This is a genomic window from Nocardia huaxiensis, assembly GCF_013744875.1.
In the GTDB taxonomy this organism is placed as follows: domain Bacteria; phylum Actinomycetota; class Actinomycetes; order Mycobacteriales; family Mycobacteriaceae; genus Nocardia; species Nocardia huaxiensis.
Map to the genome: position 1 here is coordinate 1,795,747 of NZ_CP059399.1, position 20,734 is coordinate 1,816,480.

Below are 20,734 nucleotides of genomic sequence, written 5' to 3' on the forward strand. Positions count from 1 at the left end.
TCTTCTCCTACGCTTTGGCGGCGCGCTTGCGCGTCTTCTTCGGGGCCGCCGTGGTGGTCGTGGGCTTGGGAGCCGGGCGGCTCGCCAGCCATTCGTGATGGGCGCGGCCGAGTTCGGTGACCGGGTCGTCCCCGTACAGCCATTCCCGCGCGATGCGATGCCAATTCCCGGTCGCCTCCAACTGCCCGAGCATGCCGAAGGTGAGGAAGTCGGCGCGCCGCGAGAACAGGTGCTCCGGCGGCAGATTCTGTTCCTTCATGCCCGCGAACTCACTGGCCCGCGGATCCACCGCGAGCACGAAAGCGCCCGAAGCCAATTCGGGAGTGATCGTCAGATCCTGATCCAGCAGCGCCCATTCACACGCCGCCAGCACGTATTCCAGGCACTCCTCCGGCGTGATCGCATCCGGGGATTCGATGACCCCGCGCTCCACCATCAGATCGCGCAGGTCCTCCGCGCGCTCCTCGGCGGCGGCCCGGATGCACACGGCCTCGAACTGCACATGCTCGGGATCCATCCGGTTGTAGAGCCCGAAGTCCAGGAACGCGACCTTGCCGTCCTTGCCCAGCAACAGGTTTCCCGGATGCGGATCGCCACAGAACTCGTTGAAGGTGAACAGCGAACCCACATAGAACCGGTAGATGATCTCGCCGATCCGATCCCGTTCCGGGGCGGGCAGTTTCCGGATCTCCTCGAAACCGGTGCCCGCGAAGTACTCGCTCACCAGCACGCGGGTGGTGGACAGCTCCGGCATGGTGTCGGGCACCACGATGAACGGATGCCCCTTGTAGATCGCGGCGATCTGCTTCTGGGTGTTCGCCTCGGCCACATAGTCGAGTTCGCTCTCCAGATTCAGCCGCAGCTCGTCCAGCACGGCCGGTGTCACCCACGGCATGGCCGACTGCAGGATGCGCCGGAACATGGCCAGGTTCTTCAGGTCCGCGCGCACGGCCGCGTCGATGCCGGGGTACTGCACCTTCACCACGACCTCGCGGCCGTCGTGCAGGGTCGCCTTGTAGACCTGCCCGATGGAGGCGGCGGCGATCGGCTCCGGATCGAACTCGGCGAACACATCCTCGAGCGACTTGCCGAAGTCCTCTTCGATGACCGCCTTCATGACCTCGAACGACACGCTCGGCGCACTGTCGCGCAGCACGGCCAGCCGACGCTGGAAACGCTCGCGATGCTCCGGCGGAACCAGATCCAGATCCAGCACCGACAGCATCTGCCCGAGCTTCATGGCGACGCCCTTCATGGTGCCCAGCACCATGACCATCTGCTCGGTGGCCCGGATCATGGACTCCTCGGCCATGCGCTCACGCACCGCCTCGGACCTGCCGCGCATCGATCGCCGAGTCTTCTGCGCGCGTATGGCATTTCCGGCGACCGCCATACCCAGCTTGGTCCCCCGCGCAAGCCTGGAAGTGGGCAGCTCTTTAGCCATCAGTGACCCTCCATTGGACCCGGCGCCCCCGTTGGTGCCGCGATGTGGCGAGAACTTTCGTGCCTACCGGTGCCCGCCAGGCTTCAGCCTAACCACAACCCGATCTTCCGGCCCAGTGGCCGAATCGGTCAGACCTTGTTCTCCGGATCGGGCAGCACATGCTGCTGGGAGGTGAACCAGTGCCGGTCGCCGCCGTTGCGCATCATGCCCTCGATGGCCGACCACGCCATCATGGTCAGGTAGTCGAGCATTTCCTCGGTGGACATGGTGCGGTTGGTGATCCACCAGTCCGTCGCCAGCTGCACGCCGCCGACCAGAACGTAGGCCCACAGCATGGCGCCTTCGGTCTTGACGCCGCGGTCGTAGGCCTTGTCCACGATGACCGCCGACACCACCTGCGCGAACAGCTTCTCGAAATCCGCGAGGGTGGAGGTGTCGGTGGACGAGCCGTTGCCCATGATGAACCGGTAGACGTCGGTGTCGGCGTCGACGGTGTGCACATAGGCGGCGAGAGTGTTGCGCACCAGCGTGTATTCGTCGAGATCGTCGCTGATGGCCGCGTAGATGCGGGGCATGAGCGTGGTCTCGATGAACCGCTCCATGGTGGCCCGGGTGAGATCCTGCTTATCCGAGAAGTACCGGTAGAGAACGGTTTTGGAGACACCGATCTCGGCGGCGATCTCGTCCATGCCCGCGTCGCCGCCGCGTTTGCGGATGGCGGCGAGGGTGCCGTCGACGAGTTCCTCGCGGCGATCGATCTTGTGCTGCTGCCAGCGACGTTTACGGCCGTCCACGCGGCCGCCAGTCCGGGCGGAAGCCGCGTCGACGGCCGCGCTTACGGTGCTCTTGGTGGACAGCGTGGGCTCCCTCGGTCGCGCGCGATGCTGGGTCGGTATCTGCGTGTATTCAGCTTAAGCCTCGCATGCGACCGCGTGTCGTAGTTCGAGACGGGCCCGGTAGCCGGGTGTAGTCGGTCACAAGCGCAAGAATGGAACATATGGAGCAACCTGCCGGCAGTGCCGGGGTACTCGAAGCGAAGCAACCGACGGCCGTCAAGACCACACCTCCGGGCGGCGCGTTTTCCGACCTCCTCGACGAAGAGGGCAAGAAGCGCGATCTGGTGCGGATGAAGATCATCGCCACCGGATTCCTCGCGGTGGCGACCCTCGTCTACCTGTTCTGCGCCTGGTACGAATCGCGCGGCAGCGGCGGGGAGTGGGTCGGCTATGTGAAGGCCGCGTCCGAGGCGGGCATGGTCGGCGCGCTGGCCGACTGGTTCGCGGTGACCGCGCTGTTCCGGCATCCGCTGGGGCTGCCGATTCCGCACACGGCCATCATCCGCAAGAAGAAGGACCAATTGGGCGCGGGCCTCGGCGATTTCGTGCGCACCAATTTCCTGTCCCCGGATGTGGTCGCGGCCAAGGTGAATTCGGCCCAGATCTCGTTCCGGCTCGGCCGCTGGATGGCCGATCCCGTGCACGCCGAGCGCGTGTCGGACGAGAGCGCCACCATTCTGCGGGCCGTGGTCGGGGTGCTGCGCGACGAGGACGTCGAGCAGATCATCGATCAGACCATCGTCAAGCGCATCGCCGAACCGGAGTGGGGCCCGCCCATCGGCAAGGTGCTCAACGAGCTGATCAAGGACAACCGGCAGGCCCCGCTGCTGGATCTGCTGGCCGAGCGCGCGCACCAGTGGGCGCTGGACAGTCAGGACACCATCGATCGGATCGTGAACCGGGATGCCCCGGGCTGGGCGCCGAAGTTCGTGAATACCCTGCTGGCCGAAAGAATTTATCGCGAGCTGGTGGAATTCACGTGGAAGGTCCGCACGCAACCGGATCACGAAGTACGTTTGGCGGCGAATCGTTTCCTCGAGGAATTCGCGCACGATCTGCAATTCGACGACGCCATGATCAAAAAGGCGGAGCGGGTGAAGGCCGAGCTCATGGGCCGCGAGGAGATCACCGGCATGGCGCACGCCACCTGGCGGGCGGCCAAGCGGATGATCCTGGAGTCGGCCGACGACCCCGGCTCGACGCTGCGCCGCAAGGTGTCGGAGAACGTGCAGCAGTTGGGCGAGCGGCTCTCGACAGATCCGGAGATGCGCGACAAGGTGGACGGGTGGCTCGAGCGCGGGGTCCGGTATCTCGTCGCCAACTACGGCGCCGAGTTCGCGACCCTGGTCAGCGACACGGTTGCTCGCTGGGATGCGGACGAGGCCAGTCGCAAGATCGAATTAGCGGCGGGTCGCGATCTGCAATTCATTCGCATCAATGGCACGGTGGTCGGATCCCTGGCGGGCCTGGCGATCTACGCCATTTCACATTTGCTGTTCTGAGGCTGAACAATTGACCAGAAAGGCTCGCCGGTAAGGCCGCCGGACGTTTGCCCGATGGGTGCTAACAGGGTGCTTGCAAGAGCTAGCACCCTTATCTAGAATTGACCGCACAACCGCCGGAAGGTGAGTGATGAAGCACGACACCGAGGTTCCCGAACCGAACGAAGGCGCCAACGCGGAGACGTCCGCCGACGCCGGAGATCGGGCGGGCCGCGTAGCCAACGCGGCACACGACATCGGGGGCTTCATTCGCGCACAACGCGAGGCCGCCCAGGTCTCGCTACGTCAACTCGCCCAGCTGGCGGGGGTGAGCAATCCGTACTTGAGTCAAATCGAGCGCGGGCTGCGGAACCCGTCCGCCGAGGTACTCGCCCAGATCGCGAAGGGTCTGCGGGTCTCCTCGGAGGTCTTGTACATGCGGGCGGGGTACCTCGAACAACGGCCGCATGGTCCCGTCCGGGACGCACTGCTCGCCGACGCCGGCCTCACCGAGCGTCAGAAGCAAGTGCTCCTCGACATCTACGAATCGTTTCGCCGAGAGAACGCGGCAAGCGAGAACGAAGGGGACGCAACGAACCTTGCAGGGGGCGTTCCCGGGGGGAATTGGGACAACGAGGTTCCGCCGAGCACAACCGAAGTTCCGCTACGCCAGGAGAGCGAACAGCAATGACCGAACCGAAGATCACCACCGCAACCGTGACCAAGCCGATCTACGCCACCGTCGGCGCCGGCGATGCCATCTACACCGCCGTCCTCGACGCCGTCTCGCAGATCCGTGAGCGCGCCGCCGCGTCCGACGTGACCGGCCGGGTCGAAGAGGCCCGTGAGCGCCTCGCCAACCTGCCGGCCGATGTGCAGGAGCAGGTCGAGGTGCTGCGTCAGCGGGTCGCCGCACTGCCGTCCGAACTCCCCGAGGACCTGGCCGAGCTGCGTGAGAAGGCCACCCCCGAAGAGCTGCGCCGGCTGGTCGACCAGTACTACCACCAGCTGCTCGACCTGTACGCTGACCTGGCCGCCCGCGGCGAGGAGACCGTCGAGAAGCTGCGCGCCAACCCGACTTTCGAGGGTCGCTACGAGCAGGTCGAGTCGGTCGTGAACGACCTGGTCGCGCAGACCCAGGACGTCATCGGCAAGGTGTCCGACCAGGTCGCGCCGCTGCTGGGCCGGGTCAAGGAAGACGCCGTCGCGGTCGAGGAGACCGTCGAGGCCGAGGTCGTCGGCGTGACCACCGAGTCCGAGCCGGCCGCGCCCGCGCCCGCCGCCAAGAAGGCCGCCCCGGCCAAGAAGGCGCCCGCCAAGAAGGCTCCGGCCAAGAAGGCCGCTCCGGCCGCCAAGAAGTAAGCGGCGCACCGCAGTTCGCGCTGACTCGCGGCCCTCGCACATTTCGGTGTGCGAGGGCCGCTGTCGTTCCGCCGCGGTGGCGTCCGGGCAATTAAACTCGGTCGGGTGAACACCGGAATCGCGAGCACAATCCTTCTGCTGCTACAGCTGGCGGCGGCCGGCATGACGGTGTTCGCACTCGTTCATGCCATCCGGCAGCGGCCCGACGCCTTCACCGCGGTCGACAAGCTGACCAAGCCCGCCTGGATAGCGATTCTCGCCGTGGCGCTGCTGTTCCTCTGGATCGGCATGGTGCCCTACAACCTGCTCAGCCTCGTCGCCATCGTGGCGACGGGCGTCTACTTGGCCGATGTGCGGCCCAAGGTCGACGAGATTCAGCGGGGCCCTCGCTGGTAAATCCCAACTCTTTGGGAGATTCTCAGGGGCTTCGCCCCCGAACCCCCAAAGGCGCTCGGGCGTCGCTCTGGAGCCCCGAAAGGGTGCTGGTTTTCGCCCCGGGCCGCCACGATTTTCGGCTGCCGCCCCTGTTCAAGGGGCGGCAGCCGAATTTTTTTGTGCTTGCTCTAGCTAGCACCCCGTGACGCGGGTTACTGTATCCATCAGTAACACAAAGGAGTGTCCTATGGCAGTGCTGCCTACCCGAGCGGACCTCACCCAGCGGGTCCGTGACCTGGTGCGAGAGCATCGGGCCGACCTGCGTACGCGGAGCTACGGCAATGCGGATCTGAACCCGCCCGCCGGGCCGTATGAGGTCATACCGGTCACCGCGAACGATGGTGCGTGCTTGCGGGTGCACGCATACGGTCCCGCCGATGGTGATGTGATCGTGCTGGTGCACGGCTGGACGTGCTGCCTCGAATACTGGAATCCGCAGATCAACGAGTTCGCGGGGGAGTACCGCGTCATCGCCTACGACGTGCGCGGGCACGGCGAGAGCGAAGAGGGCACCGCCGAACTCACCACCGATCAGCTCGCCGATGACTTGCAAGCGGTGCTGGAAGCCGCGCTGAAGCCGGGGCAGAAGGCCGTGCTGGTGGGACACAGCCTGGGCGGCATGACGATTCAGGGCTGGGCCGGTCGCTATCCCGAGCAGGTGGGGGAGCGGCTCGCGGCGGTGCTGCTCACCAATACCGCGCCGGGACAGCTGATCGCCGAGACCACGGTGGTGCCGTTCTTCAATCGCGGAATCGTGAAGCTGCCGTTCGTGGTCGGTCTGCTGGGGCTGAGCGCGCCCATCGTGTTCCCGCCCGTCGCGCCCGTTCAGTGGGTGTTCCGCCGCCAGATCATGAGCCTGAATTCCGTTGGGGACATTGCCGATTACGGTTTGAACATCGTGCGGTCCTGCCCGGCGGCGGTGCGCGGACGGTTCGGGACGCTGCTGTCGTATCTGGATGTGGGTCGCGGGGCCGCGAATCTGACCGTGCCGACCACCGTGCTCGCGGGCTCGCTGGACGACATGACGCCGCCGGTGCATTCCGAGCGGATTGTCGAAATGCTCACCGAGGCAGGGTCTCTGGATGCCTATCGAGTCTTGCCAACCGGGCATCTGGGCAATGTCGAGGCGTACCGGGAGTTCAACGAGGAGCTCGCGCGAGTTGCCAAGGCGGCGTTCGGAATCGCGCGGGCGGTGGGGGCCTGACAGGGGTGGGGTGGTCCCACCCCTTGGGGTCCTTATCCCGGGCATACGAACAGCCCAGGATGTGTTGTAGATAACAGCAGTTCGTTCGACCCGGCGGATTTTCATGCGAATGGCGTTGCGCCGGAACGGGTATCCCGGATAGGCGGGGCCGCACGCGGCAGGATCGAAATTTCTTGCCGCTTGCTCTAGCTAGCACCGCTGCTAACGCGGTAGTGTGCCCTGGAACACAAAGGAGTGCTCATGCTGGTGAAGCTGCCTGAGGCGGGCGCCGACGCGCTGACCGCCCCCTTCCGCGCCGCACTGCGGTCCCGCGCCTACAAGACCGAGGCGTTCAACACCCCGAGCCTGTCGCCCGAGGTCATCCCCGTCGCCACCGCCGACGGTGCTCGCCTCCGCGTCCACGCCTACGGCCCGGCCGACCGGGACGTGATCGTCATGATCCACGGCTGGTCCTGCGCCATCGAATACTGGAACCCTCAGATCAACGCCTTCGCCGGCGAATACCGCGTGGTCGCCTACGACCAGCGCGGCCACGGCGAGAGCACCATCGGCACCCGCGGTTTCAGTGCCGAACAGCTGGCCGACGATCTGTCCGACGTGCTCGACGCCGCACTGCGGCCCGGCCAGCGCGCCATCCTGGTCGGCCACTCCATGGGCGGCATGACCATCCAGGCGTGGGCGCAGTACTACCCCGAGCAGGTCACCCAGCGCGCCTCGGCGGTGCTGCTGGCCACCACGGCCGCGCGCCAGATTCCGGGCCGCGCCACCGTGCTGCCGTTCTTCAATGATGTTGTCCCGGCCCCGAATTGGCTGGCCAAGGTGATGTTCGGCACCCCGCTGCCGCTGCCCGGCGGCCGTGCGGTGAACCTGATCGCCAAGGCGCGGCTGGCGAACCCGCAGGCCACCGCCGACGCGGTCGACTTCGGTGTCTCCATCGTCCGCTCCTGCCGTCCGTCGGCGCGCGCGGCCGTGGCGCGGGGACTGCTGAAGCTCGACCTGCACGGTGCGGCAGCCAATCTCGCGGTGCCGACCAGCGTCATCGCGGGCGCGCACGACCGGCTGCTGCCGGAGATCCACTCCCGCGAGATCGCCGACGTGCTCGCCGAGGCGGGCTACCTGGACCGCTACACCATCCTGCCCACCGGGCACCTGGTGAATATCGAAGCGGCCCACGCCTTCAACACCGAACTGCACCGCGTCATCCGCATGAGCCGCCGGGGCCTGACCCGCACCGCGGCCGTCGCGGGCTGACAACCGACCACCCGAAGGGCGAAAGGGGCTGCGGCCCTGCGTAACCCCCCTGCATGCAGGGCTACGCGCCCTTACGCAGATGCCCCGCCGAGGCGAAAGCCTCGGCGGGGCATTGCGTTTCGTGGACTAGTTGAAGACGACCGTGCGGCGGCCGTGCACCAGCACGCGGCCCTCGAGGTGCCAGCGCAGGCCGCGGGCGAGCACCACGCGTTCGATGTCGCGACCCTGACGCACCATGTCGCGCACGGTGTCCGCGTGGTCGATGCGGCTGACATCCTGTTCGATGATCGGCCCGGCGTCGAGTTCGGCGGTGACGTAGTGGCAGGTCGCGCCGATCAGCTTCACGCCGCGCGCGAAAGCCTGGTGGTAGGGGCGCGCGCCGACGAAGGACGGCAGGAAGCTGTGGTGGATATTGATGGCCTTGCCCGCCCAGTGCTCGCACAGCTCCTTCGGCAGCACCTGCATGAAGCGGGCCAGCACCACGGCGTGCGGATCGTGCGCGTCGACGAGTTCGCGGACCAGTTCGAAGGCGGGGCCGCGCTCGGCCGGATCCTTCGGGAAGTTCACGTGGTGGAACTTCACGCCGTGCGCCTCGGTGATCTCGGCCAGATCGGGGTGGTTGCCGATGACGGCCTCGATGGTGGCGGGCAGTTCCCCGCTGGCGGCGCGCCCGAGCAGGTCGTGCAGGCAGTGACCGTCCTTGCTGACCAGCAGCACCGCGCGGCGGCGTTCCCCGGAGTCGAGCAGCTGCCATTCGGTTTCCGGGCCCAGCTCGGCCGCGACGGCGGTGAAGCGGTCGCGCAGCTCGTCGAGCGGGAAGGGGACGGTCGCGGCCTTGATGGCCTGCCGGGTGAAGAACCAGCCGGTCTCCAGATCGGAGTGGTAGCCCGCCTCCACGATCGACCCGCCGAAATCGGCGATGAACGAGGTGATGCGGGCAATGATGCCGGGACGGTCCGGGCAGCCCAGGGTAAGGATGTAACGACGGTCGTCAGGGCTACCGGGGGTGGAACTCATGAGGTAATCCTCCCAGCAGCGCGGGGAACCTCGTCCGGGAGGGGTGCTACCCGGTTGCCGCCACCCTTCTGTCCCAGCACCCGCTCTCGCCCTCCGGGCAAACCGGTAAGCCCGGGGCGTGGGGGCGGGCCCCCACCCGGGGGTCCGGGGGCCTGGGGCCCCCGCTACAAATCATAGAAAGCGTCTGCGTAGCGGAATTCGCCTTTGATTTCTGCGTCGTACGCGGCGAGTGGCCGGACCTGGAAGTGGGAGGTCCAGTCGGGTTGGTCGGGGACTATGCCGAGCCGGATGCCGGGCACGAAGCCGAAGCGTGGGTAGTAGTCGAGGTGGCCGAGCAGGCCGATGAGGGGTTCGTCGAGGGCGTCGGCCGCGCCGAGCACCGCGTGCATGAGGGCCCCGCCGACGCCGCTGCCCTGATGGTCCGCGCGGACGCCGATGGGTCCGAGCGCGAGGACGGGGAAGGGCCCGATGCCGGCGCGGGTGAGGCAGACGTGGCCGACGATGTCGTCGTGCACCTCGGCCACCATGGTGAGCGTGGGCATCCAGGCGGAGCTGTCGCGCAGTTGCCGCACCAGCGCCACTTCGACGGGTTCGACGGCGGTGTGGGCCGCGTCGTCGGCGCGGCCGTTGGCATTGGCGTATTGGGCGGCGAAGGCACTGCGGTGCACCGCGTCGATCGCGGCGGCATCGCCGGTACGTTCACGACGGATCAGCACACCATCGAGTGTCCCTGACGGTGGTGGCGGCTCGCAACGAAATTCGCCACCGATATGCCAAACTCGGTGCTCATGGCTGAGATTTCCCGGCGTGACGTCGCGGCGATGATCGATCACACCCTGCTGGCGCCCGAAGCGACCGCTTCGGATGTCGACGCGCTGATCGACGAGGCACGCGAGCTAGGCGTGTTCGCGATATGCGTCTCGCCGTCCATGCTTCCGGTTCGAGCGACCGGTCTGGTGGTCGCCACGGTCGCGGGTTTCCCCTCCGGCAAACATCATTCGCTGGTGAAGGGGGCGGAGGCGCGGCTGGCCGTGGATCAGGGTGCGGCAGAGGTGGATATGGTCATCGATGTGGGGGCCGCGCGCGCCGGGGACTACAACGCGGTGCTGAGCGACATAGTCACCGTGCGGGAGGCGATCGGGGATCGCGGATTGCTGAAGGTGATCATCGAATCGGCGGCGCTGAGCGATGAGCAGATCGTGGCGGTGTGCCAGGTCGCGGAGAAAGCCGGAGCCGATTTCGTGAAGACCTCCACGGGATTTCACCCCGCGGGAGGTGCGAGCGCGCACGCGGTGCGGTTGATGGCCGAGACCGTCGGCGGCCGGCTGGGCGTGAAGGCCAGCGGTGGCATCCGCGATGCCGAGGCCGCGCGGGCGATGATCGAGGCGGGCGCCACTCGCCTGGGTCTGTCGCGCTCTCGCGAAGTGCTGCAAGGCTTTCCGCTCTGAGGGAGAACCCCATCGTCATCCCGGCCAAAAGCATGCCGGGATGACGGAGCTCAGCAGCGGAAGTCCGTGTTGGACTGCGAACCGTCCGGTGCTTCGAGGGTGGACGGGCCGCCCTTCAGCGTCACGCGCAGGCCGTCGTTGGTGACCTCGACCTTGGTGGGCTTCAATCCCATCGGGTAGCTCTGCAGGCTCTCGGTCATGAGGTCGACGATGCCCGAGACCAGGTCGGTGGGCAGGCCGATGCCGAGCAGGGAGGCCGACTTGGTCTCCACGTCGACCTTGTCGCCGACGACCTGGGGGACCACCTGCAGCTGGGCGATGCCCATCAGGACACCGAAGTTCAGCGTGCCGGCCGCCGGGTCGGAGGTGGAGCTGGAGACCAGCCCGCCCAGGGTCTGCACGATGCCCTCGTTGCTCCAGGTGACCTCGGCTTCGGAGCTGCCGATGGTGCCGCCCTGCTTGCCGCCGTCCTTCACTTCGATGTCGTTGAAGGTGGCGTGCACGACCATGCCGACGGCGGGGCCGAACTTGGTGTCGTCGCTGTCGATGGTCACCTTGCCGACCTTGTTGTCGATCATGGTGAGCAGCATGGGTTTCGCGCCGAAGGAGACGTCGATCTTGGAGCCCATCTGCTTCTCGAAGCTGCTCGCGATGCAGTTCTGCACCTTGTTGCGGGCGTACGCCTCGCCGCCGGCCAGGCCGCCCACGATCACCAGCGCCGCCACGATGGCAACGATCAACGCGGTCCGGCGCTTTCGCGGCGCCCGCGGTGAACCTCCCTCTCCGTCAACGGAACTGCCCGGCGGCGGACCGGCGGGCGGCTGGCCCGCACCCGAAACCGATTGCGCCCCGGCGGCATACGCGGCGGCTTCACCGGCATCGAGGACCTCGGTGCGCCGCGGCGTGTTCGGCGGCGTCGCCCCGAGGACTTCGGTGGCCTGCGGGTCGGTCCCGCCCTGTGGCGTGCCGAGGACTTCGGTGGGGTGCGACGCGTCCGGCTTGCCTAGCACCGCGGTGGGTTGTTCGCCGGTCTCCTGCCACCATTCGTTCACGTTCGCGGCGTTCTGACCTGCGTCTTTACCGCTGCCGATGACTTCGGTGGCCGGATCGGGCGGCGAGGGCGAGTGCGCACCCGGGTCCTGGGCACGGTTGGTCGCGTCGTCCGGGGTGGGCTTCGAGCTCATGCGGCCGATTCTTCCCGAGGTTTCTGAGTGAGCTCTGTGCTTCCGATGAGGTGTCGCAGTACTCGCCGCGGAATGTGACGTAACCCACAGCGTGTCGGCGTAGCCTGAGTGCCATGGCTGGGAAGTCCGCGGCGGAGCCCGATCCGGAACGGGCTTGGCAGGCGTTGCAGGAGTTGGCCGGTCGGCACGCCGGGTATTTCACGACCCGGATGGTGCTGCGCACCGGATGTGAGGGCCGGATCCGGGACGGGTTGCGGGACGGGACCGTACTGCGGGCGGGTGTGGGGCTGCTGCGCCTGGGTGACTGGCCGGACGGACCACTCGATGAATACGCCATGTGGTCGGCGTGGTTCGACGGCGCGGCGGCGGTGTCCCATCACAGTGCGGCCGAATTACACGGCTTGGGGCGACTACGCCCGCGATTCGTGCACATGTCGGCCCGGGTGGGCCGGTTTCCGCTCTCGCCCCGGCTGGTGGTGCTGCGGCGCGCCTTCGCCCGGGTGGATGTGGAGTCGGCGGGCACGTTCCTGGTGACCACGCCGCTGCGCACGGTGCTGGACCTGGCCGAGGCCGGGATCAGTCAGACCGCGCTGGACGAGGTGGTGGCCGACGCGGTGGCCATCCACCGCTGCGCGCGTTCCGAAATCCGTTCCGCGAGTGCGTCTTTGCCGCCGCCTACGGCCGCCCGACTGCATCGCGCCCTGACCCGCGTCTGAACCGGGCGCGGGCGCGCGGCTCTGACCCAGCTGCGCTGGTCGTCTCGTATGCGCCGTCCATCCGGGTTGATCTGCGGCTGATCTCGGCGGTTTTCGAGTTTTGCCGGGCGGGTATTCATGGCATTGTCACTAACCATGGGGACGGTCGGTTTTGGCATGTGGGATCTGGCTTTTCCGCCCGGCCCGCCCGACCGCATCGCGGATATGGTCACGGCGGCCGTAGTCGCCGATGCCGTACGCCCGTACGACGCGGATCTGGCGCAGTCGGTCGAGACCAGCCGCGACTGGCGGCGCACCTATCACCGGGCCTTCCGCGGCATGACCGCCCTGGCGGTGAGCTCGCCGACCATCTCCACCGGCATCGCGACGCAGGGCCTGCACTCGGTGCGCACCATGCTGCGATTCGCCACCCTGCGCACCGTCACCACCCTCGACGAGGTCGACGTGGACGCGGCCGCCGCGGGCGCCGAACTCGACACCGAGAAGATCGACGGCGCCGGTACACCGGTGCGCCGCTTGGAGATTCCCTTCCATGGCCGCGTCCTGGCCGAGGACGAACTGCGCCGCCAACTCGACGACTGGCGGCAGTGCGGCATCCTCGAACCCGGTTTCGTCACGGCCGTGCACAGCGTCGTCGACAATCCGGAATGGTTGCGGCTCCCCGGTTTTCGCATGACCGTTCTCGGCGCGACCGCTGATCTGGGTCCGCTGCAACCCCTGCTGTCCTGGGGCGCGGAAGTGCTCGCCGTGGACCGGCCGGGCCGCAAGCGCTGGATCAGGCTGCGGGAGGTGGCCCGAGCGGGCGCGGGCACGCTGCGCTTCCCGGTCACGTCCTCCGGTCCGGGCGTGGACATCGTGAAAGCCTTTCCGGCGCTGACCCACTGGATCGTCGCGCACACCGACGCGCGCCCGGTGCTCGGCATGTACGCGACCGCGCCCGGCGCGGCGGGCGTGCGCCTCGCTGCCGCCACCGACGTGCTGGCGGATCATCTGCTGCGCCGCGACCCGGCGGCCGCCCTGGCCTGCCTGGGCGCTTCGACCGATTGCTACGGCGTCCCCGCCGCGGTGGTCGCCGCCGCCCGGGAACGCCTGTCGCCGAACGGATTCCGAGGAGCCACCCGGAACCTCCTGCACCGCCTCGCCCCCAGGTCGCTGTACAGCCCGAACTACACCGATCCGGTCGTGGACGCCGCGGGCGAATCCTGGGGCCTGTTCGACAATCTCCCGTTCCTGTCCGGCCCGGATTACGCACTGGCGCAACGCCTGCCCCGCTGGCGCGCGGTGCTCGCCCAGGCCGCCGCCCACCCGGTCTCCTACACGGTCATCCCGCCGACCTGGACCGACCTGCGACACGAAACCCCCTGGCGCCCAGCGGCCTACCGCGCCGCCACGCATTTCGGCATCGAAGTCTTCGAACCCGAGGTGATCCGCCTGCTCCTCGCGGCCAAACTGGTCGGGGACCTGTTCGCGCCGCCCGCCCCCACCCCCAACCCCGAATCACTCTTCGCCGACGGCGCGGCCCACGGCGGCCTGTGGCGTCAGCCCTTCGCCCCGCGTTCCCTGGTGGCCCCCGCCACCCTCACCGGCTATGTCGACGGCATCCGAGATTTCGGCGAACGGCACCTGCGCTCGCACTGAGCCGGTTCAGTCCAGCGGCGCGACGGCCGACCAGGGGACGGTGAGGATGTTGTCGCGGAGGCGGCGGCGGTAGTGGCGGAGGGGGAAACCCTGCTGGCGCAACAGATCTGCGGCGGCGCGCCAGCGGACGCGGGGGCCGTAGGGGGCCAGGGGTGCGGCGTGGGACCAGGCGCGGTCGGCGGCGGTGAGCAGGGTGTGGATGGGTTCGCCGGGGATGTTGCGGTGGATCAGGGCTTTGGGTAGTCGTTCGGCGATGTCGGAGGGGCGGTCGACGGTGAAGGGATCCCAGGCGAGGGTCAGGGAGAGGGGGCCGGTGGAATCCAGGATGACGTAGGCGACGCGGCGGCCGAGTTCGTCGCAGGTGCCGTCGACGAGGAGGCCGTGGGGTTGCAGGCCGGAGGTGATGGTCGACCAGGCTTCGGGGACAGCGGATTCCGGGTACTGGCGCAGCACGTTGAAGGCGCGCACCAGGACCGGGCGCAGGCCCGCGAGTTCGAAACCGCCGCGGGCGAATTCGACGCCGTCGCGGCCGGGGACCACGCGGGCGGGGTCGATTTCGAGGCCGACCACGCGGACGTCGGGGCGGACGGTGCGCAGGCGGCCGGCGAATTCGAGGGTGGTGACGGGGCTGGCGCCGTAGCCGAGATCCACCACGAGCGGGTCGGGGGTGGCGCGCAGGCGGGTGATCACGTCGTCGTCGTGGACGAGGCGGCGGTCGCTGCGGCGCAGGCGGTTGATGCCGGTGGTGCCGCGGGTGATGGTGCCGATGGGCGGCACCACCGTGCCGCGTCGGGTCAGCCGACGGGGTTCTGCTGGTCCAGCCAAGTTTTCGTCACCTCGGCCTCGGCCCGGAACAGGTCGATGAGGTTCACCAGCATGACCTGTTCGAGCTTGCGCCCGAAGAAGGGGATGCGCACCTCGGCCTGCGAGGAGGTGCGCAGGGTGCATCCGGTCTCGGTGGGGAACAGGCGCATGGTGCCGCCGAGAGTGCCTGGGCCGCCGGGGATTTCGGCGGTGTACTCGCCGGTGACCTCGGGGCCGAAGGGGCTGTAGACCTCGCGGCGGGTGATCACCATGTCCTTGTGCATGACGGCCTGCGCCATCTCGGGCAGGGTGTCGCGCGGGAGCACGTGCCGCAGCACCACCCGGATGCCGGAGTCGCCGGCGTCCAGGCTGAGGATGTCGTTGGGTGAGTACTTCCGCATCTCCTCGATCCGCGCGTCCCAGTGGTCGCGGTTCATGAGGGCCGCGTACACCTCTTTGGTGGTGTGCAGCGGATAGCGCGCGGAGTAGTCCAGTCGACGAGGCACGATCGCTCAGGTTACTGCGGGATTGCTCCCGTCAGTGCGAACTCAGCCAATTGTCGGTGAACTCGGCTTCGCGCTCGAGCAGTTCGGTGAGGTGCTGCTGGATGGCGGCCTCGATCTTCTTGCCGAACAGCGGGATCTTCACGTCGATGGAGGCGTCGACGACGAAGGTGGAGCCGTTGCCGGTGTCGGTGACCGTGAGGGTGCCGTTGACGTTCGCGGGCGCGCCGTCCACGTGGGCTTCCACGGTGCCGCCCTGGCCGTGCCAGGTCTCGGTGCGTGGAATGACCAGGCCCTCGGGCTTGATCGCGGTGATCTGCGCGGGCAGCTCGGAGGCCGGGATGGTCTGGGTCATGTCGACGCGCACATTGTCACCGTCGATGCTGATCGCGTCGATGCGGGCATTGGGGCCGCCGACCGCCTCGATGCGGTCCTTCCAGTACTGCTCGTTGGCGAAGGCCGCGCGCACGGCGGCCATGGAGTGAGTCGAGTGCGCAGTGAAGGCCAGAGGTGTCGCCATGGTCCGACACGCTACCGTCTGTGCCTGTGCGTACTTCTCGGGTGGTGGCGTTCGAACACGTGCGGGACCTGCTGGCAGGGACCGGGGCTCGGCTGCGGGACGCGGTGCCGCTGGCCGGGCTGACGACCCTGCGGGTGGGCGGCCCGGCCATCGTGGCCGAATGCACGACCACGGAGTCGCTGGTGGCGACCGTGCGGGCGCTGGACGCGGCCGGGATTCCGGTGCTGCTGGTGGCGGGCGGATCCAATCTGCTCATCGCCGACGAGGGTTTCCCGGGCGTGGTGGTGCGCATTGCCACGCGGGACGTGGAGATCTGGGAGGGCCGGGTCGTCGCCGAGGCCGGCGCCGACTGGGATGCGGTGGTGGCCGCGACGGTGGCCGAGGGTTTCGGCGGGCTCGAATGCCTTTCCGGCATCCCGGGTTCCGCGGGGGCGACGCCGGTCCAGAATGTCGGCGCGTACGGCGTCGAGGTGGCCCAGTTGCTGCGTCAGGTGCGGCTGCTGGATCGCAAGACCGGGGAGATCCGCTGGGTGCCGCCCGGTGAACTGGGTTTCGGCTACCGCACCTCGGTGCTCAAGCATTCGGCTGACGCGGTCGTGCTGGCCGTCGAATTCGCCCTGCGCACGGACGGTTCCAGTGAACCGCTGCGCTACCGGGAACTGGCCGCCGCGCTCGGCGCCGAGGAGGGGGAATCCCGTCCCGCCGCCGAGGTGCGCAAGGAAGTCCTGCGGTTGCGCGCCGGCAAGGGCATGGTCCTCGATCCGGCCGATCACGACACCTGGAGTGCGGGCTCGTTTTTCACCAATCCGGTCGTTTCGGACAGTCAGGTGGCGGCGGTGCGGGAGGCGATCGCCACACATGTCGGCGCGGATGTGAACGTGCCCACCTGGCCCGTCGAGGGCGGCGTGAAGTTCTCCGCGGGCTGGCTCATCGAGCGCGCCGGCTTCGGCAAGGGCTTCCCCGGCGAGGACGCGGCGGCCCGGCTGTCCACCAAACACACACTGGCACTGACCAATCGGGGCAATGCCGGGGCCGCGGATCTGGTCGGCCTGGCCCGCACCGTGCGCGCCGGAGTGGCCGAGCGGTTCGGCATCCACCTCGAACCCGAACCGGTGACCGTGGGCGTGTCGCTCTAGAACGTGGCCGGGGCCACTTCCGCGCCGACCTGGGCACTCCGTTCGCGGTAGTAGGGTCGAGGAAGTGAGCAATCGAGGAATGTCCCGGCGGCTGGCCATCCGTACCGCGCTGGTGGGGACGGTCGCCGTGGCGGCCGCATGCGGCACCGACAAGGGCGGCGCTCCCGACAAGCAGTCCGGCCCCGTCGCCGAGGTGAGCTTCGAACCCGCGGACGCGGCCGACAATGTCGACCCGACCGCCCCCGTCGCGGTGACCGTCAAGGCCGGGCGCATCGACCAGGTGGCCCTGACCAATCCGAACGGCAAGCAGGTCAGCGGCGATTTCAATGCCGACCACAGCAAGTTCACGGTCAATGAGCCGCTCGGCTACGGCATCACCTACAGCTGGTCCGGCACCGCCGTCGGCACCGACAACAAGCCGGTGCCGATCGAGGGCAAGTTCACCACCGTCAGCCCGAAGTCGACCAATCCGGCGACGATCAATATCGGCGACAACCAGGAGGTCGGCATTGCCGCGCCGATCATCCTGCAGTTCAAGAGCCACATCGACGACAAGGCCGCGGTCGAGCGCGCGCTGACCGTCACCACCACGCCGAACACCGAGGGCGCATGGGCCTGGCTGCCCGACAATATGGGCGGTTCCAGAGTGCACTGGAGACCTCGGGAGTACTGGCAGCCCGGCACCACCGTCAAGGTCGGCGCCAAGCTCTACGGCGTGAACATGGGCGAGGGCTCCTACGGCGACTCCGATCTCACCGTCGATTTCACCATCGGCCGATCGCAGATCGTGCAGGCGTCCGCGCCGTCGCATCGCATCCAGGTGGTGCGCGAGGGGCAGACCGTCTTCGACTTCCCGTGCAGCTACGGAGAGGGCAACGAGGACCGCAATGTCACCCGTTCCGGCATCCATGTGGTGACCGAGAAGTACGAGGACTTCCTGATGTCGAATCCGCCGTACTACACGAATGTGCGGGAACGCTGGGCGGTGCGCATCTCCAACAATGGCGAGTTCATTCACGCCAATCCGGAATCGGCTGCCGCGCAGGGCAATACGAATGTCACCAACGGCTGCATCAATCTCAGCAACGCCGATGCCGCGCAGTACTTCCCGACCGCGCTCTACGGTGATCCGGTCGAGGTGACCGGCACCCGCATCCCGCTCTCGGCCGCGGACGGCGACATCTACGACTGGACCATCGACTGGCCGACCTGGCTCAGCATGTCGGCGTTGCAAGGCGAACCGAAGTCGGTCGTCTCCGCCACCCCGATCGCGCCGCAGGCGCCCGGCGGCAGTCGGTAACTGATTGTCGCGGGCCCCAGGCCCCCGGACCCCCGGGTGAGGGCCCGCCCCCACACCCCCGGCTGGTGGCCCGGGTCCCTGATGGGTAGCCGGATTTCGGACAAATGCCCACCGGAATGATCGGGAACTCGGACTTCACCCGACCATGGACCGGTGATCGGGTTATCGTTTCCCGCGAGTGGACTAGTGGTGGAGAGGTCGGTTGGTGGTTGCGGGTTGGTCGGTTTCGGCGGCGACGGGGGACACACGTCCGCTCAGCCCTTCGGAACGCTGGTTCTGGCTCATCGACAACATTTCGCCCTCGAATTGCAGTGGGCGGGTGCGCATTCACGGGCGGGTGACATTACGGCAGCTGGAGCGGGCGGCCGACGCGCTGCTCGCCGAGTACCCGCTGTTGCGGGCCTGTGTGCAGGACATGCACGGCAGCAATCCGATCGTCGCGCCGTCCGAGTATCCGGAGATGCCGGTATTCCGGTTGCCCGCCAGGGAATCCGGGGCGTGGCTGCGGGCGCTCAACTCCGAGATGGCCACCCCGTTCGAGGTCGGTGAGGGTCTGGCGCGCGTGGTGGATGTGGTGAGCCGCGAGGACACCTCGGGCGAATACCACGACATCATCCTGACGTTGTCGCACGTGATCGCGGACGGGCAGTCGCTCATGGCGGTGCTGCGCAAGTTCGTCGAGTACGCGGCGGCCGAGCCGGGCGAGGACATGCCCGCCGCGAAGCGGGCCCCGGCCCCGCCCGCGGACGATCTCATTCCGCAAGGCGCGCGCGGGTATTGGCGCTACGCGTACACCACACTGTCGGATCGCCTGGCCGCGTGGATGCAGAAGCCGCGCCGGCTCGGTGAGATGTCGGTGGTGCCGCTGGAGGAACGCCGCACCAGGGTCGTGCACCGCGTCTTCGACGGCGCCCGTCTGCGGGCGCTGGCCGAGGACTGCCGGTCCGCCGAGGTGGCGGTGCCGGACGCGCTGGCCGGTGCGGTGGCGCTGGCCATCGGCGACACCGTGAATCCCGGTGCGGCCGGGGTGGCCGGGATCGGCGTGCCGGTCGACGTCCGGGAGGAACTGGAACCGGCTCCGGACGCCGATGAGATCGGGCTCTACACACCGGTTCTCGCGAGTTTCGTGAAGTTCGGCCCCGTCGAGTCGCTGTGGAAGGCGGCCCGGTCGGTGCGGCAGCAGCGGGAGCGCGGCGTGAAGCAGCGCCGCCATCTGGCCACCGCCTCCGGCATGCGGCACGGAACGCCGCGGACCATCGAAACCGCGCGCAAGGCGATCGAATCCGCGGATCGGCGGATGCCGTGGAATGTGGCGGTCACCGACCTCGGGCGAGTGGACTTCCCGGTGGCGGCCGGCTCCTGGCAGATCTCGGATCTCACCTTCGGCGCGTCGAATTCGTGTGTGGGCGGGCTGACGGTGGCCGTGGTGACCGCGCACGACGAGATGGCGCTCGGCTTCTGTTACGTCGACGGCGTGCTGTCGGCGGCCGAGGCGGAGGCGTTCGCCGATCGCGTGCTGGCCCGGTTGCAGGAGCGCACGGCCACCTGGGGGTGATTCACCTGTCGCGCTGATTCCGGTTGCGGCTCAGCGCAATCGGTAGGCGATGGCGCTGGCCGACGGTCCGGCTCCGGCCGCCACGAACAGCGCCAGATCGGCCTGGTCGAGTCGCCCGTTGTCGCGGGCGGCGAGGTAGGCGGCGGGCAGCGCCGAGGTGTGGCCGTCGCCCTCGGTGTCGTCGGAGCACACCGAGTCGGCGGGCAGACCCAGTCGCGCGGCGAGCAGGTACGGGAAATCCGGCGTGGATCGATTGCACAGCAGGATGATTCGCGCCGGGTCCGCATCGGCCACGTCGAGGGCTTCGCTCGCGGCGGTCTCGGCGTGATGCAGCAGTTCGGCCACGGTCTCGGGGGAGCGGTCCACAATGACGCCGGCGCGCACCGTGATTCCATTGTCCGGTAGCCGGACGTTCCCGGTGCCGCGGCCGTCGGTGGCGCTCACGTGCAGTGCGCCGAATCCGGCCGGGCCACTCGTCTTCTCCAGCACCAGCGCCGCCCCGACCGGTTTGATCGGGAATCCGGGTTGCGGCGCGGGCGATTTCGCCGGATGCGCGTCCCCGGACACGACGACCACCCGGTGCACGGTCGGCGCCTCCAGCAGCGCCTGGCTCACCTGGACCGCGTTGAGCACGCCGGAGGCCCCGTTCATGAGGTCGAAGGCCAGGCAGGGCGGCGCGTCGCCGCGGGCAGTTCCGATGCCGGCCTGCTGCTGGATGAGTGCGGACATGGCGGGCTCCACCATGTTCCAGTCCCGGTAGACGCCGGTGTTGATGAGCGCGTCGATCTGATCCGGGGTGCTGCCCGCTTCGGCGACGGCTCGCCGGGTGGCGGCCGCCGCCTGCTCGATGGAACTGCCTCCGCCGGTTTCCACGGCGACGGCCGAAATGACGATTCCCAT

The 20,734-nt window shown here is 68.3% G+C and carries 21 protein-coding genes; 12 read left to right on the forward strand and 9 right to left on the reverse strand.

Going from position 1 to position 20,734, the window contains the following annotated elements; genetic code table 11:
* Positions 1–7 precede the first annotated feature (7 nt).
* Both H0264_RS08120 and H0264_RS08125 read right to left on the reverse strand, forming a co-directional pair.
* On the reverse strand, positions 8–1,444 hold the full coding sequence (locus tag H0264_RS08120) for an ABC1 kinase family protein (protein ID WP_181583398.1): 1,437 nt from the start codon (positions 1,442–1,444) through the stop codon (positions 8–10).
* A 128-nt stretch (positions 1,445–1,572) separates the two neighbouring features.
* Positions 1,573–2,238, reverse strand: a complete 666-nt coding sequence (locus tag H0264_RS08125; RefSeq protein ID WP_231083535.1) for a TetR/AcrR family transcriptional regulator — start codon at positions 2,236–2,238, stop codon at positions 1,573–1,575.
* 203 nt (positions 2,239–2,441) lie between these two features.
* Here H0264_RS08125 and H0264_RS08130 point away from each other — a divergent pair, with 203 nt between their 5' ends.
* The 6 genes from H0264_RS08130 to H0264_RS08155 all read left to right on the forward strand — a co-directional run bounded on the left by H0264_RS08130 (position 2,442) and on the right by H0264_RS08155 (position 8,013).
* Positions 2,442–3,782 carry a DUF445 domain-containing protein gene (locus H0264_RS08130; RefSeq protein ID WP_181583399.1) on the forward strand — a complete coding sequence of 447 codons (1,341 nt, stop codon included), beginning with the start codon at positions 2,442–2,444 and terminating at the stop codon, positions 3,780–3,782.
* A gap of 130 nt (positions 3,783–3,912) precedes the next feature.
* On the forward strand, positions 3,913–4,452 hold the full coding sequence (locus tag H0264_RS08135) for a helix-turn-helix domain-containing protein (RefSeq protein ID WP_244976134.1): 540 nt from the start codon (positions 3,913–3,915) through the stop codon (positions 4,450–4,452).
* Positions 4,449–5,123 carry a heparin-binding hemagglutinin gene (locus H0264_RS08140; protein WP_181583400.1) on the forward strand — a complete coding sequence of 225 codons (675 nt, stop codon included), beginning with the start codon at positions 4,449–4,451 and terminating at the stop codon, positions 5,121–5,123. The genes H0264_RS08135 and H0264_RS08140 overlap by 4 nt, the downstream gene beginning before the upstream one ends.
* Positions 5,124–5,228: 105 nt before the next feature.
* Positions 5,229–5,519 (forward strand): DUF2516 family protein, encoded by a 291-nt coding sequence (locus H0264_RS08145; RefSeq protein ID WP_181583401.1) that lies wholly within the window; start codon positions 5,229–5,231, stop codon positions 5,517–5,519.
* A gap of 226 nt (positions 5,520–5,745) precedes the next feature.
* Positions 5,746–6,762 (forward strand): alpha/beta fold hydrolase, encoded by a 1,017-nt coding sequence (locus H0264_RS08150; RefSeq protein WP_181583402.1) that lies wholly within the window; start codon positions 5,746–5,748, stop codon positions 6,760–6,762.
* 240 nt (positions 6,763–7,002) lie between these two features.
* Positions 7,003–8,013 carry an alpha/beta fold hydrolase gene (locus H0264_RS08155; protein WP_181583403.1) on the forward strand — a complete coding sequence of 337 codons (1,011 nt, stop codon included), beginning with the start codon at positions 7,003–7,005 and terminating at the stop codon, positions 8,011–8,013.
* 126 nt (positions 8,014–8,139) lie between these two features.
* Here H0264_RS08155 and purU read toward each other — a convergent pair whose 3' ends face one another.
* Positions 8,140–9,030 carry a formyltetrahydrofolate deformylase gene (purU, locus tag H0264_RS08160; RefSeq protein WP_181583404.1) on the reverse strand — a complete coding sequence of 297 codons (891 nt, stop codon included), beginning with the start codon at positions 9,028–9,030 and terminating at the stop codon, positions 8,140–8,142.
* Positions 9,031–9,194: 164 nt separating this feature from the next.
* Complete coding sequence (locus H0264_RS08165) at positions 9,195–9,746, reverse strand: GNAT family N-acetyltransferase (protein ID WP_181583405.1); 552 nt, start codon at positions 9,744–9,746, stop codon at positions 9,195–9,197.
* 72 nt (positions 9,747–9,818) lie between these two features.
* On the opposite strand from H0264_RS08165, the gene deoC reads away from it, so the two are divergent.
* On the forward strand, positions 9,819–10,478 hold the full coding sequence (gene deoC, locus H0264_RS08170; RefSeq protein ID WP_420832044.1) for a deoxyribose-phosphate aldolase: 660 nt from the start codon (positions 9,819–9,821) through the stop codon (positions 10,476–10,478).
* A 50-nt stretch (positions 10,479–10,528) separates the two neighbouring features.
* Here deoC and H0264_RS39170 read toward each other — a convergent pair whose 3' ends face one another.
* Positions 10,529–11,662, reverse strand: coding sequence for an LmeA family phospholipid-binding protein (locus H0264_RS39170; protein WP_181583407.1), 1,134 nt, complete (start codon positions 11,660–11,662; stop codon positions 10,529–10,531).
* 113 nt (positions 11,663–11,775) lie between these two features.
* Here H0264_RS39170 and H0264_RS08180 point away from each other — a divergent pair, with 113 nt between their 5' ends.
* The gene (locus H0264_RS08180) at positions 11,776–12,378 is read left to right on the forward strand and encodes a hypothetical protein (RefSeq protein WP_181583408.1); all 603 of its coding nucleotides are present in this window, start codon (positions 11,776–11,778) and stop codon (positions 12,376–12,378) included.
* Between the two features lie 117 nt (positions 12,379–12,495).
* The gene (locus H0264_RS08185) at positions 12,496–14,016 is read left to right on the forward strand and encodes a hypothetical protein (RefSeq protein WP_181583409.1); all 1,521 of its coding nucleotides are present in this window, start codon (positions 12,496–12,498) and stop codon (positions 14,014–14,016) included.
* A gap of 6 nt (positions 14,017–14,022) precedes the next feature.
* Here H0264_RS08185 and H0264_RS08190 read toward each other — a convergent pair whose 3' ends face one another.
* From H0264_RS08190 to H0264_RS08200, 3 genes are read right to left on the reverse strand one after another with little or no spacing between them, the layout of a single operon-like run.
* Positions 14,023–14,841: a class I SAM-dependent methyltransferase gene (locus H0264_RS08190; RefSeq protein ID WP_338040136.1), complete on the reverse strand. Its 819-nt coding sequence runs from the start codon at positions 14,839–14,841 to the stop codon at positions 14,023–14,025.
* Positions 14,811–15,326, reverse strand: a complete 516-nt coding sequence (locus tag H0264_RS08195) for a DUF2505 domain-containing protein (protein ID WP_181583410.1) — start codon at positions 15,324–15,326, stop codon at positions 14,811–14,813. Before H0264_RS08195 ends, H0264_RS08190 begins: the two co-directional genes overlap by 31 nt.
* Positions 15,327–15,357: 31 nt before the next feature.
* Positions 15,358–15,843 (reverse strand): DUF2505 domain-containing protein, encoded by a 486-nt coding sequence (locus tag H0264_RS08200; RefSeq protein ID WP_181583411.1) that lies wholly within the window; start codon positions 15,841–15,843, stop codon positions 15,358–15,360.
* Positions 15,844–15,884: 41 nt separating this feature from the next.
* On the opposite strand from H0264_RS08200, the gene H0264_RS08205 reads away from it, so the two are divergent.
* The 3 genes from H0264_RS08205 to H0264_RS08215 all read left to right on the forward strand — a co-directional run bounded on the left by H0264_RS08205 (position 15,885) and on the right by H0264_RS08215 (position 19,834).
* The gene (locus H0264_RS08205; RefSeq protein WP_181585368.1) at positions 15,885–16,979 is read left to right on the forward strand and encodes a UDP-N-acetylmuramate dehydrogenase; all 1,095 of its coding nucleotides are present in this window, start codon (positions 15,885–15,887) and stop codon (positions 16,977–16,979) included.
* Positions 16,980–17,058: 79 nt separating this feature from the next.
* On the forward strand, positions 17,059–18,279 hold the full coding sequence (locus tag H0264_RS08210) for a L,D-transpeptidase (RefSeq protein ID WP_181585369.1): 1,221 nt from the start codon (positions 17,059–17,061) through the stop codon (positions 18,277–18,279).
* 337 nt (positions 18,280–18,616) lie between these two features.
* Positions 18,617–19,834, forward strand: coding sequence for a non-ribosomal peptide synthetase (locus H0264_RS08215; protein WP_181583412.1), 1,218 nt, complete (start codon positions 18,617–18,619; stop codon positions 19,832–19,834).
* Between the two features lie 30 nt (positions 19,835–19,864).
* Here H0264_RS08215 and H0264_RS08220 read toward each other — a convergent pair whose 3' ends face one another.
* Positions 19,865–20,734 (reverse strand): beta-ketoacyl-[acyl-carrier-protein] synthase family protein, encoded by an 870-nt coding sequence (locus H0264_RS08220; protein WP_181583413.1) that lies wholly within the window; start codon positions 20,732–20,734, stop codon positions 19,865–19,867.

What these genes read in the sequence shown, in the direction of transcription:
- H0264_RS08120 (WP_181583398.1), bottom strand. Translation starts at nt 1,444, where the DNA reads ATGGCTAAAGAGCTGCCCACTTCCAGGCTTGCGCGGGGGACCAAGCTG.
- H0264_RS08130 (WP_181583399.1), top strand. Translation starts at nt 2,442, where the DNA reads ATGGAGCAACCTGCCGGCAGTGCCGGGGTACTCGAAGCGAAGCAACCG.
- H0264_RS08135 (WP_244976134.1), top strand. Translation starts at nt 3,913, where the DNA reads ATGAAGCACGACACCGAGGTTCCCGAACCGAACGAAGGCGCCAACGCG.
- H0264_RS08140 (WP_181583400.1), top strand. Translation starts at nt 4,449, where the DNA reads ATGACCGAACCGAAGATCACCACCGCAACCGTGACCAAGCCGATCTAC.
- H0264_RS08150 (WP_181583402.1), top strand. Translation starts at nt 5,746, where the DNA reads ATGGCAGTGCTGCCTACCCGAGCGGACCTCACCCAGCGGGTCCGTGAC.
- H0264_RS08155 (WP_181583403.1), top strand. Translation starts at nt 7,003, where the DNA reads ATGCTGGTGAAGCTGCCTGAGGCGGGCGCCGACGCGCTGACCGCCCCC.
- purU (WP_181583404.1), bottom strand. Translation starts at nt 9,030, where the DNA reads ATGAGTTCCACCCCCGGTAGCCCTGACGACCGTCGTTACATCCTTACC.
- deoC (WP_420832044.1), top strand. Translation starts at nt 9,819, where the DNA reads ATGGCTGAGATTTCCCGGCGTGACGTCGCGGCGATGATCGATCACACC.
- H0264_RS39170 (WP_181583407.1), bottom strand. Translation starts at nt 11,662, where the DNA reads ATGAGCTCGAAGCCCACCCCGGACGACGCGACCAACCGTGCCCAGGAC.
- H0264_RS08180 (WP_181583408.1), top strand. Translation starts at nt 11,776, where the DNA reads ATGGCTGGGAAGTCCGCGGCGGAGCCCGATCCGGAACGGGCTTGGCAG.
- H0264_RS08185 (WP_181583409.1), top strand. Translation starts at nt 12,496, where the DNA reads ATGGCATTGTCACTAACCATGGGGACGGTCGGTTTTGGCATGTGGGAT.
- H0264_RS08200 (WP_181583411.1), bottom strand. Translation starts at nt 15,843, where the DNA reads ATGGCGACACCTCTGGCCTTCACTGCGCACTCGACTCACTCCATGGCC.
- H0264_RS08210 (WP_181585369.1), top strand. Translation starts at nt 17,059, where the DNA reads ATGTCCCGGCGGCTGGCCATCCGTACCGCGCTGGTGGGGACGGTCGCC.
- H0264_RS08220 (WP_181583413.1), bottom strand. Translation starts at nt 20,734, where the DNA reads ATGGGAATCGTCATTTCGGCCGTCGCCGTGGAAACCGGCGGAGGCAGT.